Origin of the sequence: Coprococcus sp. LG101-27, from assembly GCF_027695515.1 — a bacterium.
Lineage (GTDB): Bacteria > Bacillota > Clostridia > Lachnospirales > Lachnospiraceae > Allocoprococcus > Allocoprococcus comes.
The window spans coordinates 93270-108722 of sequence record NZ_JAQEUJ010000008.1; the positions used below are offsets into that span (position 1 = coordinate 93270).

12 protein-coding genes and 2 riboswitches are annotated in these 15453 nt (G+C 43.1%); all 12 genes read left to right on the forward strand.

Annotation, left to right across the window (positions count from 1 at the left end; translation table 11 throughout):
* Window positions 1–15: 15 nt before the first annotated feature.
* The gene (locus tag PG766_RS07995) at window positions 16–237 is read left to right on the forward strand and encodes a hypothetical protein (RefSeq protein ID WP_182438605.1); all 222 of its coding nucleotides are present in this window, start codon (window positions 16–18) and stop codon (window positions 235–237) included.
* Between the two features lie 62 nt (window positions 238–299).
* Window positions 300–467, forward strand: a riboswitch (Lysine riboswitch).
* Between the two features lie 139 nt (window positions 468–606).
* A complete protein-coding gene (locus PG766_RS08000; protein ID WP_243014401.1) occupies window positions 607–2205 on the forward strand; it encodes a Na+/H+ antiporter NhaC family protein in 1599 nt (532 codons plus the stop codon).
* Between the two features lie 285 nt (window positions 2206–2490).
* Window positions 2491–5415 carry an insulinase family protein gene (locus tag PG766_RS08005; RefSeq protein WP_182438606.1) on the forward strand — a complete coding sequence of 975 codons (2925 nt, stop codon included), beginning with the start codon at window positions 2491–2493 and terminating at the stop codon, window positions 5413–5415.
* Window positions 5416–5426: 11 nt separating this feature from the next.
* Window positions 5427–6323, forward strand: a complete 897-nt coding sequence (gene era, locus PG766_RS08010; protein WP_008372068.1) for a GTPase Era — start codon at window positions 5427–5429, stop codon at window positions 6321–6323.
* A gap of 116 nt (window positions 6324–6439) precedes the next feature.
* Window positions 6440–6610 carry a hypothetical protein gene (locus PG766_RS08015; RefSeq protein ID WP_173699385.1) on the forward strand — a complete coding sequence of 57 codons (171 nt, stop codon included), beginning with the start codon at window positions 6440–6442 and terminating at the stop codon, window positions 6608–6610.
* The gene (recO, locus tag PG766_RS08020; RefSeq protein WP_270590726.1) at window positions 6555–7307 is read left to right on the forward strand and encodes a DNA repair protein RecO; all 753 of its coding nucleotides are present in this window, start codon (window positions 6555–6557) and stop codon (window positions 7305–7307) included. Before PG766_RS08015 ends, recO begins: the two co-directional genes overlap by 56 nt.
* Before the next feature lie 178 nt (window positions 7308–7485).
* Entirely contained in the window at window positions 7486–8877 is a 1392-nt protein-coding gene (locus PG766_RS08025; RefSeq protein ID WP_117822739.1) for a glycine--tRNA ligase, read from the forward strand.
* Window positions 8878–9340: 463 nt separating this feature from the next.
* A riboswitch (glycine riboswitch) is annotated at window positions 9341–9453 on the forward strand.
* 264 nt (window positions 9454–9717) lie between these two features.
* On the forward strand, window positions 9718–10965 hold the full coding sequence (gene glyA / locus PG766_RS08030) for a serine hydroxymethyltransferase (protein WP_118198823.1): 1248 nt from the start codon (window positions 9718–9720) through the stop codon (window positions 10963–10965).
* Window positions 10966–10980: 15 nt separating this feature from the next.
* Window positions 10981–12069 carry a glycine cleavage system aminomethyltransferase GcvT gene (gene gcvT, locus PG766_RS08035; protein WP_055246402.1) on the forward strand — a complete coding sequence of 363 codons (1089 nt, stop codon included), beginning with the start codon at window positions 10981–10983 and terminating at the stop codon, window positions 12067–12069.
* A 106-nt stretch (window positions 12070–12175) separates the two neighbouring features.
* Window positions 12176–12553, forward strand: coding sequence for a glycine cleavage system protein GcvH (gene gcvH, locus PG766_RS08040; protein ID WP_008372058.1), 378 nt, complete (start codon window positions 12176–12178; stop codon window positions 12551–12553).
* 24 nt (window positions 12554–12577) lie between these two features.
* Window positions 12578–13891 carry an aminomethyl-transferring glycine dehydrogenase subunit GcvPA gene (gcvPA, locus tag PG766_RS08045; protein WP_118198824.1) on the forward strand — a complete coding sequence of 438 codons (1314 nt, stop codon included), beginning with the start codon at window positions 12578–12580 and terminating at the stop codon, window positions 13889–13891.
* Window positions 13891–15321 carry an aminomethyl-transferring glycine dehydrogenase subunit GcvPB gene (gcvPB, locus tag PG766_RS08050; RefSeq protein WP_008372053.1) on the forward strand — a complete coding sequence of 477 codons (1431 nt, stop codon included), beginning with the start codon at window positions 13891–13893 and terminating at the stop codon, window positions 15319–15321. The genes gcvPA and gcvPB overlap by 1 nt, the downstream gene beginning before the upstream one ends.
* Window positions 15322–15453: the final 132 nt, after the last annotated feature.

Sequence of the window (15453 nt, forward strand, 5' to 3'; positions counted from 1 at the left end):
GTCTCTGACTCCTTTTTGGTTTGGGGGGATTCAAAAGGGGACGCGTACACAAAAGAACTTGCGCTGCACACTGCCTGCAAATGTGTTGTAGGTCCACAGAATGTCAAAGACTATCTTGCATTTGACAAGGTACTCGCATGTGACGGAACCTGGATGGTAAAGGATGCTCTGATAAATGGCGGAGAATTTGAAAAGATCAAAGAAATGACAAAAGAAGCGGTAGATATTGTAAAATAGCAATTATCTCTTGCAAAAATGAAAATTTTGTAGTATGGTTGATAAAGAAAATGATGAATATTCAGCTTGATAGAGGCGCGGGATTTATCAGTATCTTCTGAAAGATGCGGCAGGGAAGCCGACAGAAGAGAAAGGAAATACCGCCGAAGGAGCCGGAACCCCAACCCCGGTTTCTGGGACGATGCAGAAGATGCAGCGTACTGTCACACACGTGGAGCGCTATCGGAAGAACATTTAAGGAAGACTTTACATGCCATGAATGCGTTTTGCCGGTGCAAGCGTTATTCATGGCATTTTTATGTTTTAAAACAGGAGGTATTTTAATTGAGAGAAAAAATGAGAAAGTTAAGCAGTCTGCTCGCAGCTGTAATGATCTGCGTAATGGCAAGTCCCCTTGTCACCTTTGCAGCAGACGCGGAGGAGTATGTACCGAAGATGTACGCCAGCATCTGGTCACTGGTTCCACCGGTGGTTGCGATCGCACTGGCACTGATCACAAAAGAAGTGTACAGCTCGTTATTTGTAGGAATTTTAGTAGGTGGAATATTCTATTCCGGATTTTCCTTTGAAGGAACCATCACCCATATTTTTCAGGAAGGGATCGTAGCTGTTCTTTCTGACAGCTATAATGTGGGAATCCTGATCTTCCTGGTTATCTTAGGAACCATGGTCTGCCTGATGAATAAGGCAGGAGGATCTGCCGCATTCGGTGAATGGGCAAGTACCCATATCAAGAGCCGTGTAGGTGCACAGCTGGCAACAATCATTCTTGGTGTACTGATCTTTATCGATGACTATTTTAACTGTCTGACAGTCGGAAGCGTGATGCGTCCGGTAACGGATGCGCAGAATGTTTCCAGAGCAAAGCTTGCGTATCTGATCGATGCGACAGCAGCTCCGGTATGTATCATTGCACCGATTTCATCCTGGGCAGCAGCCGTTACGGGTTTTGTAGAAGGTGAAGATGGATTTTCAATATTTATCCGTGCAATTCCATATAACTTCTATGCAATCCTTACTATCCTGATGATGATCGCAATGGTTGTGATGAAGGTTGAGTATGGTCCGATGAAGGTTCATGAAGATAATGCAAAAAAAGGTGATATTTACACCACACCGGACAGACCGTATGCAAATACGGAGGAAGAGGCAGTGGATAACTGTAAAGGAAAAGTAATGGATCTTCTGATCCCGATCATTTCACTGATCATCTGCTGTGTGATCGGAATGATCTACACCGGTGGGTTCTTTGACGGAGTCGGTTTTGTAGAAGCATTTTCTGGAAGTGATGCTTCCCAGGGACTGGTGTATGGAAGTTTCTTTGCTTTTGTGATCACAATCGTGCTGTATCTGGTAAGACGTGTGCTGAAATTCGATGAGTGTATGGCATGTCTCCCTGACGGATTTAAGGCGATGGTTCCGGCAATCCTGATTCTTGTTTTTGCATGGACACTGAAATCTATGACTGACAGTCTTGGAGCGGCAGAATATGTAGCAGGCATTGTAGCCGGAAGTGCGGAAGGTATGGTAAATCTTCTTCCGGCAATCATCTTCCTTGTGGGATGCTTTCTTGCATTTGCAACCGGTACAAGCTGGGGAACATTCGGAATCCTGATCCCGATCGTGGTACATGCATTTGAAGGAAAGAATGAGACGATGATGATCATTGCTATCTCCGCATGTATGGCCGGAGCAGTTTGTGGTGACCACTGTTCACCGATTTCGGATACAACGATCATGGCATCTGCTGGTGCACAGTGCAATCATATTAATCATGTCAATACACAGCTTCCATATGCGGCAAGCTGCGCGGTGATCTCGTTTATCACTTATATTATTGCCGGATTCGTACAGAGTGCATGGATCGCACTTCCGGCAGGAATCATCATGATGCTTGCCTTTGTGACATTCATGAAATTTTCACAGAAAAAGCAGACAGCAGCTTTTTCACAGAAGAAAGAAGCATAATAGAGAAAATGAGGAATGGCTTTCGTAGCTGTTCCTTATTTTATTTACGCGAGTAATGAATCAAAGTCCGTGCTTGCACGAGACCTTGGTGACTGACGCGATAACTTGAGAAACTCGCGGAGCGTGTTTCTCATAGTTGACGGAAAAATCATGAAGAACTGGGAAGATACATCGGATTATGGAAAACATATGGAAAACATTTCCCACCAAGACCTTGTATCAAATCAAAGAAATGTGTACAATGTTATTTATGAGACTAACTACAGAACTTGGAGGAAATCATATATGGATTTAACAAAGCTTACAGCATATGAGATCATTGAGCACAGACCTCTTCCGGATCTGAAATCGGAAGGAGCACTTTTAAGACATAAAAAGAGCGGTGCGAGGGTGCTTCTGATCTCCAATGATGATGAAAATAAAGTATTTAATATCGGATTCCGCACACCGACCACGAACAGTACCGGAGTGCCACATATCATGGAACATACTGTTCTGTGTGGCTCGGAAAAGTTTCCGACCAAGGATCCGTTTGTGGAACTGGTAAAAGGATCTTTGAACACCTTTTTGAATGCGATGACTTATCCGGACAAGACCGTATATCCGGTTGCAAGCTGTAATGAAAAGGATTTTCAGAATCTGATGGACGTGTATATGGACGCAGTCCTGCATCCGAATATTTACAAACACGAAGAGATCTTCCGGCAGGAGGGCTGGAACTATCACCTGGAGGAAGCAGATGGGGAGCTTTCTTATAACGGAGTTGTTTATAATGAGATGAAGGGAGCTTTTTCTTCACCGGATGGTGTTCTGGACCGTATGATCCTGAATTCTCTGTTTCCAGATACGACTTATGCAAATGAGTCCGGCGGAGATCCGGATGTGATTCCGGAACTGACTTATGAAGAATATCTGAATTTCCACAGAACTTATTATCATCCGTCCAACAGTTATATTTACCTCTATGGCAATATGGATATGGAAGAGAAATTAAACTGGCTGGATCAGGAATATCTGTCTGCTTACGATAGAAAAGAAGTAGATTCTGAGATCCATCTGCAGGAGCCGTTTGAAAAAATGCATGATATCACAAAGCCGTATTCGATCGCAAGTAATGAATCGACAGAAGATAATACCTATCTTTCCTACAATAAGGTCATTGGGACTTCTCTGGATGAAAAGCTGTATCTGGCATTCCAGATCCTGGATTATGCACTGCTTTCTGCTCCGGGAGCACCGATCACAAAAGCACTTCTGGAAGCAGGAATCGGAAAAGATATCAGCGGATCTTATGACAGCAGCACCTATCAGCCGATTTTCTCGATCGTGGCAAAGAATGCGAATGAAGAGCAGAAGGCAGAATTTGTAAAAGTGATCGAAGATACATTAAAAGGTATTGTAGAAAACGGAATGGACAAAAAGGCACTGGAAGCGGGAATCAATTACCATGAATTCCGTTACCGTGAAGCAGACTTCGGAGGCTATCCGAAGGGACTGATGTACGGTCTGCAGATATTTGACAGCTGGCTTTATGATGAAACAAAGCCGTTTATCCATGTGGAGGCGCTGGGCACCTTTGCATTCTTAAAAGAGCAGATCAGTACCGGGTATTTTGAAAAGCTGATTCAGACATACCTTCTGGATAATCAGCATGGAGCACTGGTTACGATCGTGCCGGAACCGGGACGTACAGCCAGACTGGATGCAGAATTAAAAGAAAAACTGCAGGCATACAAAGAAAGCCTTAGCAGGGAAGAAATCGAAAAGCTGGTTACAGATACGAAGCATTTACAGGAGTATCAGGAAGAACCGTCAAGTCAGGAGGATTTGGAGAAGATTCCGATGCTGACAAGGGAGGATATTTCCAGAGAGATCGCACCGATTTACAATGAAGAGATGAAGATTGCAGATATCCCGACTGTCTTCCATGAGATTGAAACGAACGGAATCGGTTATCTGGATCTGATGTTTGACCTTTCCGATGTGCCGGAGAAAGATCTCCCGATGGTAGGACTTCTGCAGGCAGTTCTCGGAATCATTGACACCGAGCATTATGAATATGGAGAACTTTTCAACGAGATCAACAGACATACCGGAGGAATCGGAACTTCACTGGAGCTTTATCCGGATGTGACGAAGGTCAAAGAAAAAGAATTCAGGGCAACTTTTGAAATCAAAGGGAAAGCACTTTATGGACAGATTCCATTTGCCATCCGTATGATGAAAGAGATTCTGACAGCATCGAAACTGGATGATGAAAAACGTCTGAAAGAGATTCTTTCTATGACAAAGACCAGATTGCAGGATCGTTTCCTGTCTGCAGGACATTCCGCAGCAGCACTCCGGGCAATGTCTTATAAGTCACCGATTTCAAAATTCAAAGATACGACGAATGGAATAGAATATTACCAGAATATCCGTGAGATGGAAGAACATTTTGATGAGAAAAAAGAAGAAATCATCAGCGGATTGAAGGCTTTGTCGGAATTGCTTTTCAGAAAAGGCAATGTGATGATCAGTTACACAGCCTCAAGAGAGGGACTTGCCGTTTTAGAAGAGGAGATCGGAAGCTTAAAAGAAGTCCTTTATCCGGAGAGGATGCCACAGAGCCGATGCATCCTGCACTGTGAGAAGAAGAATGAAGGCTTTAAGACTTCTTCAAAAGTACAGTTTGCGGCAAAGGCAGGCAACTTTATTGATGCAGGAGAAGAATATAACGGGGCACTGCAGATCCTGAAAGTGATCATGAGTTATGAGTATCTCTGGATCAATATCCGTGTAAAAGGAGGAGCTTATGGATGCATGAGCAACTTTAACCGCATTGGTGAGGGGTATTTTGTATCTTACCGTGATCCGAATCTGGGAAGAACTTTGGAAATCTATGACGGAGTTCCGGAATATCTGGAGAACTTCACGGTTAGTGAGCGTGATATGACAAAATATATTATCGGAACGATCAGCAACATTGATCAGCCGATGACACCGGCAACCAAGGGAGACCGTTCTATGAACCTTTATATGAATCATGTCAGTGCAGAGATGATCAGAAAAGAAAGAGAAGAGATCCTTACGGCCAACCAGGATGATATCCGTGCACTTGCAGGTGTGGCACGTGCGGTGCTTGCAAATGATCAGATCTGTGTGATCGGAAACGAAGCAAAGATAGAAGAAGAAAAAGAACTGTTTATGACAGTTGAGAATTTATTTTAGAAGGAGAATGCATGAGAGCAGATTTTAAATCAGGATTTGTAACGTTGATCGGCAGGCCGAATGTGGGGAAGTCCACACTTATGAATTATCTGATCGGTCAGAAGATCGCTATTACATCGAATAAACCACAGACCACCAGAAACCGGATCCAGACGGTACTTACGACCGATGAAGGACAGATTGTATTTGTTGATACACCGGGAATCCATAAGGCGAAAAACAAGCTTGGGACCTACATGGTAAATGTGGCAGAGCGCACCTTAAATGAAGTGGATGTGGTACTGTGGCTGGTTGAACCAAGTACCTTTATCGGAGCCGGAGAGCAGCACATTGTGCAGCAGCTTGGGAAGGTGACGACACCGGTCGTGCTGGTCATCAACAAGGCAGATACCGTGAAGAAGGAAGACATTCTTCCGTGTATTGCAAAATACAACGAAGTATACCAGTTTGCAGATATCGTTCCGGTATCTGCAAGAACCGGTGAAAATACAGATGAGCTTTTAAAGGTCATCATGAAATATCTTCCGTATGGACCGCAGTTTTATGATGAAGATACCATTACCGACCAGCCGGAAAGGCAGATCGTGGCAGAGCTGATCCGTGAGAAAGCACTACACTGCCTGAATGAGGAGATTCCACATGGAATTGCGGTATCGATCGAGAAGATGAAAGCACGCAAAAAAGTGATGGATATTGAGGCAACGATCATCTGTGAACGTGATTCACATAAAGGAATCATCATTGGCAAGCAGGGATCCATGCTGAAAAAGATCGGCAGTACGGCGCGATATGAGATCGAGCAGATGCTCGAATGTAAGGTAAATCTCCAGCTTTGGGTAAAAGTAAAGAAAGACTGGAGAGACAGCGATTTCCTGATCAAGAACTTCGGATACCGAGAAGACGAGTAAAAAATGTCAAGGTGTTTCTCGGAAAAACAGCTGGCAGATATTACGCAGTATAGCATCTGAAAATATGGGAGAACCTAATCTTAAAAGGCATAAGAAAAAGATGAGGTGACCGAAGGATGAATCAGGAATACTGGGATCAGTTTGCAAGGACAGGACGGGTGGAGGATTATCTCTCCTACCGGGAAAAGGAAGTCTGTAAAGCGAAAACGGAGAAATACGGGGACAAATGCAGTGAATCAGTTAACAATAATGACAGGGATGATTCTGTCGGCAGCACCGATCGGTGAATATGATAAAAGAGTCGTGATCCTGACAAAAGAAAAAGGGAAAATATCAGCGTTTGCAAAAGGGGCGAGACGACCGAACAGTCCGCTTGCAGGGGCTTGTACACCTTGTAATTTCGGAAAATTCATGCTGTATGAAGGAAGAAATTCCAACACTCTTCAGTCGGCAGAGATCGAAAATTATTTTGCAGAGCTCCGCACGGATGTGGAAGCGGCATACTATGCATTTTATTTTCTCGAATTTGCAGATTTTTATACAAGGGAAGCCAATGACGAGCGGGAAATGTTGAAGCTTCTTTATCAGACGATGCGCGTGCTGACGAAAAAGATCATTCCATTTGAGCTGGTACGCTACATATTTGAACTGAAGGCACTCAGTGTCAGTGGGGAAGGACCGCAGGTATTTCAGTGTGTCAGATGCGGAAACAGGGAACGTCCCTGTGTGTTCAGTGTAAAGGAGGGGGGTTTGGTCTGCAGTGAATGCGGTCAGAATGTCTATGACGGAATGCGGCTGAATACGTCTACCCTTTATGCCATGCAGTTCATTGTCGGGACACCGGTGGAAAAGCTCTATACCTTTACCTTAAGCGATGAAGTTTTAAAGGAACTGGGAAAGCTAATGGGGCGTTATCTGGATGTATACGTGGCTCACAGATTCAAGTCGCTTGAGATTCTGGAGCAGCTCACAGGGCTGAAATAACCGGAAAATTGTATATTAGATTAGAAAATAAAGACAAATTTGGCGAAAATTAGCAGGATAAGCTTGCAAAACCTATATGCAATAGGTATAATAGGTGAATCAGAGAGGAATAAATGTTATCGCGATAAGTGGCGTTGTTCTTCTAACGAAAAATAAAAAGAATGCGAGGATTAGTGTTATGGTAGAAAAGACAATGGACAAAATTGTAGCTTTGGCAAAATCAAGAGGCTTTGTATATCCGGGGTCTGAAATCTACGGTGGGCTTGCAAATACATGGGATTATGGTAACCTGGGTGTTGAACTTAAGAACAACGTAAAGAGAGCATGGTGGAAGAAATTTGTACAGGAGAACCCGTACAACGTAGGTGTTGACTGTGCAATCCTGATGAATCCGCAGACATGGATCGCTTCCGGACATCTGGGAGGATTCAGTGATCCGCTGATGGACTGTAAGGAATGTCACGAACGTTTCCGTGCAGATAAGATCATTGAAGATTATGCACATGAACATGGAATTGATATTCCGGACAGCATTGACGGATGGTCACATGAAGAGATGGAAGGATTTATTAAAGAACATGAAGTTCCGTGCCCGACTTGTGGAAAACATAATTTCACAGAGATCCGTGAATTTAACCTGATGTTCAAAACTTTCCAGGGTGTAACAGAAGATGCAAAGAACGTTGTTTACCTTCGTCCTGAGACTGCACAGGGAATCTTCGTAAACTTTAAGAATGTACAGAGAACTTCAAGAAAGAAACTTCCATTTGGTATTGGTCAGATCGGTAAATCATTCCGTAACGAGATTACACCGGGTAACTTTACATTCCGTACCCGTGAGTTCGAACAGATGGAACTTGAATTCTTCTGCAAACCGGATACAGACCTTGAATGGTTTGCTTACTGGAAGAACTTCTGCCTGAATTGGCTGTATTCACTTGGACTGAAGGAAGATGAAGTCCGCTACAGAGATCACGATAAAGAAGAGCTTTCTTTCTACAGCAAGGCTACAACAGACGTAGAATTCCTCTTCCCATTCGGATGGGGCGAGCTGTGGGGAATCGCAGACAGAACCGATTATGACCTGACACAGCATCAGAATGTATCCGGACAGGATCTGACTTACTTTGATGATGAGACCAATGAAAAATATATCCCATACGTAATCGAACCATCACTTGGAGCTGACCGTGTGGTACTTGCGTTCCTTTGCGCAGCATATGATGAGGAAGAACTGGAAGACGGTTCTACACGTACTGTGATGCATTTCCATCCGGAACTTGCACCGGTTAAGATTGGTGTGCTTCCGCTTTCCAAGAAGCTGAACGAAGGCGCTGAGAAGGTTTATGCTATGCTTAGCAAATACTACAACTGCGAATTTGATGACAGAGGAAATATCGGTAAGAGATATCGTCGTCAGGATGAGATCGGAACACCGTTCTGCGTAACTTATGACTTTGATTCAGAAGAAGACGGAGCAGTTACTGTTCGTGACCGTGATACAATGCAGCAGGAAAGAATTAAAATTGAAGATCTCAAAGCATACTTTGAGAAGAAATTTGAGTGGTAGAGATTTGAAAAGATCCGGATTTCCCATGTTTGGGAAGTCCGGATCTTTTTGTGCAAAAAAGTTTGTTGGGGAAGTTGTGAGACAAATGGGACAAATATAAGTGTTCAAATTCCGTTGTGCCAACCATTCTGAGGAGCCTCTGAAAGCGAAAATTATGTCAGCAGAGGCTTCCATAATTTCTGAGTCTCCTCGCCATGGCACAACAATCGAATTTGAACACTTATATTTGTCCCATTTGTCATTCAACTTTACTGGTGGAAACTTTTTTTCGGCAGGGGAAATGCTGGCAAGTGTGAAAATAGACAAAGAAAATCGATGATATAGTTAAAAAATAGTCAATAAAAACAATGCTTATAGGGAAAAACTATTAAATATTCTGACAAATAATAAACAATAAAGAAAATTATTTAACGCTTGACTAATTGTAACGACAATTATATAATGGGATTAACGTTAAGGTTGGAAGATGAATATGTGAGATACTTGTTGTACAGACGGCGCGCACCGTTATTTAATGTGCAGCATGAGCCGAAGGGGCAGGCAGAAACTCTCAGGCAAAAGGAACATATTCGGACAACACTCTGGAGAACAATATATATGTATTGTACCGAAGAAGTAGTCTGGACTGTATAGCGCAAAAGCCCAGGTGATCTTTCAGGTGAACGGACAGAGGCAGACAAAAAAGATTTCAATGACGAAAACTTTTTTGCCTGTTTTTTTTGTACCCTAAAAAGCAGAATATTCAGAAAAACATAGATATAAATGATAAAATTCTGAATTTAACACACCGAAAAGGGAGCAAAAAAGACCAGGTAGTTGGTTCTAAGGAGGTAAAAGAGAATGAACAGAATTGAAGATGTAACAAATTACATTACTGAATGTGATGAAGAAGTAGGGAAAGCGCTGCAGTTAGAACTTGGCCGTCAGCGTAGAAACCTTGAACTGATCGCATCAGAGAATATCGTAAGCCCGGCAGTTATGCTTGCGATGGGAACTGTACCGACAAACAAGTATGCAGAAGGTTATCCGGGAAAACGTTATTATGGCGGATGCGAGGATGTAGATATTCTTGAAAATCTTGCAATTGAACGTGCAAAGAAATTATTCGGATGTGACCATGTATGTGTACAGCCGCATTCAGGAGCAAATGCGAATACAGCTGTATATCAGGCGCTGATCAAACCAGGCGATACAGTTATGGGACTGAACCTGGCACACGGCGGACATCTTACACATGGTTCACCGGTAAACCTTTCCGGTATCCTTTACAATTTCGTACCTTACAATGTCAATGATGACGGTGTTCTGGATTACGATGAGATCAGAAAGCTTGCACATGAATGCAAACCGAAGATGATCGTAGCAGGAGCTTCGGCTTATCCGAGAGAGATCCGTTTTGATATTTTTGCAGATATCGCAAAAGAAGTTGGAGCTTATCTTTTCGTAGATATGGCACATATTGCAGGTCTTGTTGCAGCAGGACTTCACCAGAGCCCGGTTCCTTATGCTGATGTAGTTACAACAACAACACATAAGACACTCAGAGGACCTCGTGGTGGAATGATCATGTGCAAAGAAGAATATGCAAAAGCGATCAACAAAGCAATCTTCCCGGGAACACAGGGCGGACCTCTGATGCACATTATCGCAGCAAAAGCTGTATGCTTTGGAGAAGCATTAAAACCGGAATTCAAAATCTATCAGGAACAGGTTGTCAAGAATGCAAAAGCACTTGCAGAAGCCATGGTTGAAGAAGGATTCAACCTTGTCAGTGGTGGAACAGACAACCATCTGATTCTGGTAGATCTTCAGAACATGAACATCACAGGAAAAGAACTTCAGAACAGACTGGATGAAGTTTACATCACAGTTAATAAGAATGCAGTTCCGAATGATCCTGCAAGCCCGTTTGTGACCAGTGGAGTTCGTATTGGAACACCGGCTGTTACAACAAGAGGTCTGAAAGAAGAAGATATGAAGGCCATCGCAAAACTGATCAAGATGACGATTACAGACTTTGATACCAAAGCAGATGAAATCCGTGCCGAAGTTACAAAGATCTGCGATAAATATCCACTTTATGAATAACAGGAGGAAAAAATAATGGAATTAAAAACACCCCTTTATGACGCTCATGTAAAAGCAGGTGGAAAGATCGTGCCGTTTGCCGGATACCTTCTTCCGGTTCAGTATGAGACAGGCGTGATCAAAGAGCATATGGCAGTACGTACACAGGCAGGACTTTTTGATGTATCTCATATGGGCGAAATCCTTTGTGAAGGAAAAGATGCTCTTGTCAATCTGCAGCACATCCTTACAAACGATTTTACAAATATGGTTGACGGACAGGCAAGATACAGCCCGATGTGTAACGAGAACGGTGGAACTGTAGATGACCTGATCGTATACAAAAGATCAGATGATCACTATTTTATCGTAGTAAATGCAGCAAACAAGGATAAGGATTATCAGTGGATGCTCGCACATCAGTCAGGAGAGGTTACATTTACAGATGTATCCGACCAGTATGGACAGATCGCTCTTCAGGGACCGAAGGCGATGGAAATTTTAAGAAAACTTACAACAGAAGAAAATATTCCAAAGAAATATTATCATGCAGTATTTGGCGCAGAAGTTGCCGGAATGCCTTGCATCGTATCCAAGACAGGATATACCGGTGAAGATGGTGTAGAGATCTACCTGGCAAGTGATCTGGCAGAAAAGATGTGGGAGACACTTCTTGAAGCAGGAAAAGAAGAGGGACTGATCCCTTGTGGACTTGGTGCTCGTGATACACTTCGTATGGAAGCAGCAATGCCTCTTTACGGACATGAGATGGATGATGAAGTATCACCTCTTGAAACAGGTCTGAACTTCGGTGTTAAGATGAAGAAAGACGAATTCATCGGAAAGAAAGCCATGGAAGACAGAGGAACACCAAAGATCGAAAGAATTGGTCTTAAAGTAACAGGAAGAGGAATCATCCGTGAACATCAGGATCTGTATGCTGGAGATCAGAAGATCGGACATACAACATCCGGAACGCATTGCCCTTATCTTGGATATCCGATCGCCATGGCACTTGTTGATGCCGGAAGCGTAGCAATTGGCGACAAAGTAGAAGCAGATGTACGTGGAAGAAGAGTGGAAGCAGAAGTTGTGCAGCTTCCGTTCTATAAGAGAGCAAAATAAAAGAAAATAATAACGAAAATAGATTAACAGTCCGGTCGCAGAAAAAAGCGATAGAGAGTGTTTGGAAAAGGCGACCGGCAGTTGAAAAGAAAAGGAGATTAAAATCATGGAAGTAAGAGCAGAATTAAAATATACAAAATCACACGAATGGGTAAAAGAAGAAGGTGGAGTCTGGACAATTGGTCTTACGGATTATGCACAGTCAGCACTCGGTGATCTCGTATTTGTAAATCTTCCGGAAGCCGGAGACAGTGTAGAGGCAGGAGAAGTATTTGGAGATGTTGAATCTGTAAAAGCGGTATCAGATGTATACTCACCGGTAACAGGAGAAGTTGAAGAAATCAACGAAGAACTTCTTGACGCACCAGAAAAGATCAATGGCGCTCCGTATGATGCATGGTTCATCAAAGTAAAAGATGTATCGGGAACAGAGGAACTTCTTTCAGCAGAAGAATATGAGGCATTTGTAGCAAGCGAAGAATAATCAGGGAAAGGCGGTGGACCATTTATGGGAAGCTATGTACCGAATACAAAAGAACAGCGTCAGGAAATGCTGAAAGAAATCGGGTTTCAGACAATTGATGATCTGTTCGCACACATTCCGGCAGAAGTAAAGATCCAGGGCGGTCTTAATATTCCGGAAGGAAAAACAGAATTAGAAGTACGTCGTGATATGGAAAATATTGCTGCAAAGAATCAGGTCTTTAAGACGATTTTCCGCGGCGCAGGCGCTTACCGGCATTTTATTCCGGCAACAGTAAAGAGCGTGATTTCAAAAGAAAATTTATTAACTGCATATACTCCTTATCAGGCAGAGATCAGCCAGGGAATCCTGCAGTCGATCTTTGAATATCAGACCATGATCTGTGATCTGACAGGAATGGATATTTCCAATGCCTGCGTATATGATGGTGCAGAAGCATCCGCAGAAGGTGTGGCAATGTGCCGTGACAGAAAACGCAGCAAAGCACTTGTTTCAGCTACCGTGAATCCATATGTTCTTGAAACAATCAAAACATACTGCTTCGGTAATGAAATGGAAATAGAAGTAATTCCGGAAAAAGACGGACTTACAGATATGGAATATCTGAAAGAACATGTAGATGCACAGACAGCATGTGTACTGATCCAACATCCGAACTATTACGGTAATCTGGAAGAAGCAGCCGAGATTGGTGAGATCACACATGGAGCTGGTGCGAAATATGTGATGAATGTCAATCCGATTTCTCTCGGTGTAGTAAAGACACCGGCAGAATATGGAGCTGATGTGGCAGTTGGCGAAGGACAGCCACTTGGACTTTCTATTGCATTCGGCGGACCATATCTTGGATTTATGGCTGCAACACAGAAGATGATGAGAAATCTTCCGGGACGTATCGTTGGACAGACAGAAGACCACAATGGAAAGAAAGGTTATGTACTTACTCTTCAGGCAAGAGAACAGCATATCCGTCGTGAAAAAGCATCCAGCAATATCTGCTCAAACCAGGCACTCTGCGCACTTGCAGTAGGCGTTTATCTGGCAACAATGGGCAATGAAGGGATTAAGAAAGCAGCAACACTTTCAACTTCAAAAGCACATTATCTTTCAGCAGAACTTGCAAAAGTTGGATATCAGACCGAGAACAAAGGAGAATTTTTCCATGAATTCGTAACTGTATCCGATGTTCCGGCCGCAAAAGCACTTGCAGCACTTGAGGAAAAAGGAATCCTTGGAGGATTTCCGCTTGACGAACACAGAATCCTGTGGTGCTGTACAGAAGTGAATACCAAAGAAGAGATGGACGCAGTTGTTCAGATTCTGAAGGAGGTACAGTAATGTTAATATTTGAAAAAAGCAGACCTGGAAGAGGTTGCGATTTACTGCCAGAATGCGATGTAGAAGTAACACTTCCACAGGAAAAAGATAAAAGAGAGAAAAAACTTCATCTGCCAGAGCTTTCTGAAATTGAACTGAGCAGACATTATACAGAACTTGCAAAGAAATCACATGGTGTGAATGATGGTTTTTATCCACTCGGATCTTGTACAATGAAATATAATCCAAAGATCAATGAAGATATGGCAGCACTTCCGGGATTCACAGAGATTCATCCACTGCAGCCGACACATACGGTACAGGGATGCCTGGAAGTCATCAAAGAATCTGAAAATCTTCTCTGCGAGATCACAGGTATGGATCGTATGACATTCCAGCCGGCAGCCGGTGCTCACGGAGAGTTTACAGGGCTCCTTTTGATCAAAGCATATCATAAGAGCCGTGGAGACGAAAAGAGAAAGAAAATCATCGTTCCGGACTCTGCACATGGAACCAACCCGGCAAGTGCGGCAATGGCAGGATTCCAGGTAGTCAGCATTGAATCTGCACCGGATGGTGGTGTTGATCTTGAAAAATTACAGGAAGTATGCGGAGAGGATACAGCAGGACTTATGCTTACCAATCCAAATACGGTAGGACTTTTCGATAAGAATATCCTGAAGATCACGGAGATCGTTCATAACTGTGGCGGACTTTGCTACTATGACGGAGCAAACTTAAATGCAGTTATGGGAACTGTTCGCCCTGGAGATATGGGATTTGATGTGATCCATCTGAATCTTCACAAAACCTTCTCAACTCCGCACGGTGGCGGTGGTCCTGGAAGCGGACCTGTTGGATGCAAGAGCATGCTGGTTCCGTTCCTTCCGTCTTATGTAGTAGATGGAGAAGAAGAATTGAAATTTGTAAAAGAACCACAGAGCATCGGTGAGATGAAGAGCTTCTATGGAAACTTTACAGTCATCGTAAAAGCACTTACCTATGTGAAGACACTGGGACGCGAAGGTATTCCGGAAGCGAGCCAGAATGCAGTTCTGAATGCAAATTACATGATGAACAAACTGAAAGACCTTTATACAATGGCGTATGACGAGGTATGTATGCATGAATTCGTAATGAGTCTTGCAGATCTGAAAAAGAAAACAGGAATTTCTGCAATGGATATTGCAAAAGGACTTCTTGATAACGGTATACATCCACCGACAATGTACTTCCCGCTGATCGTTGAGGAAGCACTGATGGTAGAGCCGACAGAGACAGAGTCCAAAGAAACTCTGGATGAAGCAGTAGAAGTATTACGCAAACTGTATGAAATTGCAGAAACAGATGCCGAACAGCTTCATCAGGCTCCTGTTACAACACCGGTTACAAGAATGGATGAGGTTGGAGCAGCAAGACATCCATATCTGCGATACGAATGGCAGGACTAATAAGTTATAGCTTAAAGCGAGGGAAAAACTATGATTGAAAAGATTACTTATATTGAAAGCAATCAGTTCAGTCCATATAGAAATCTTGCAGGGGGCTGTCGCTTTAACGAATGAATTTTCGTGAAGCGGCAG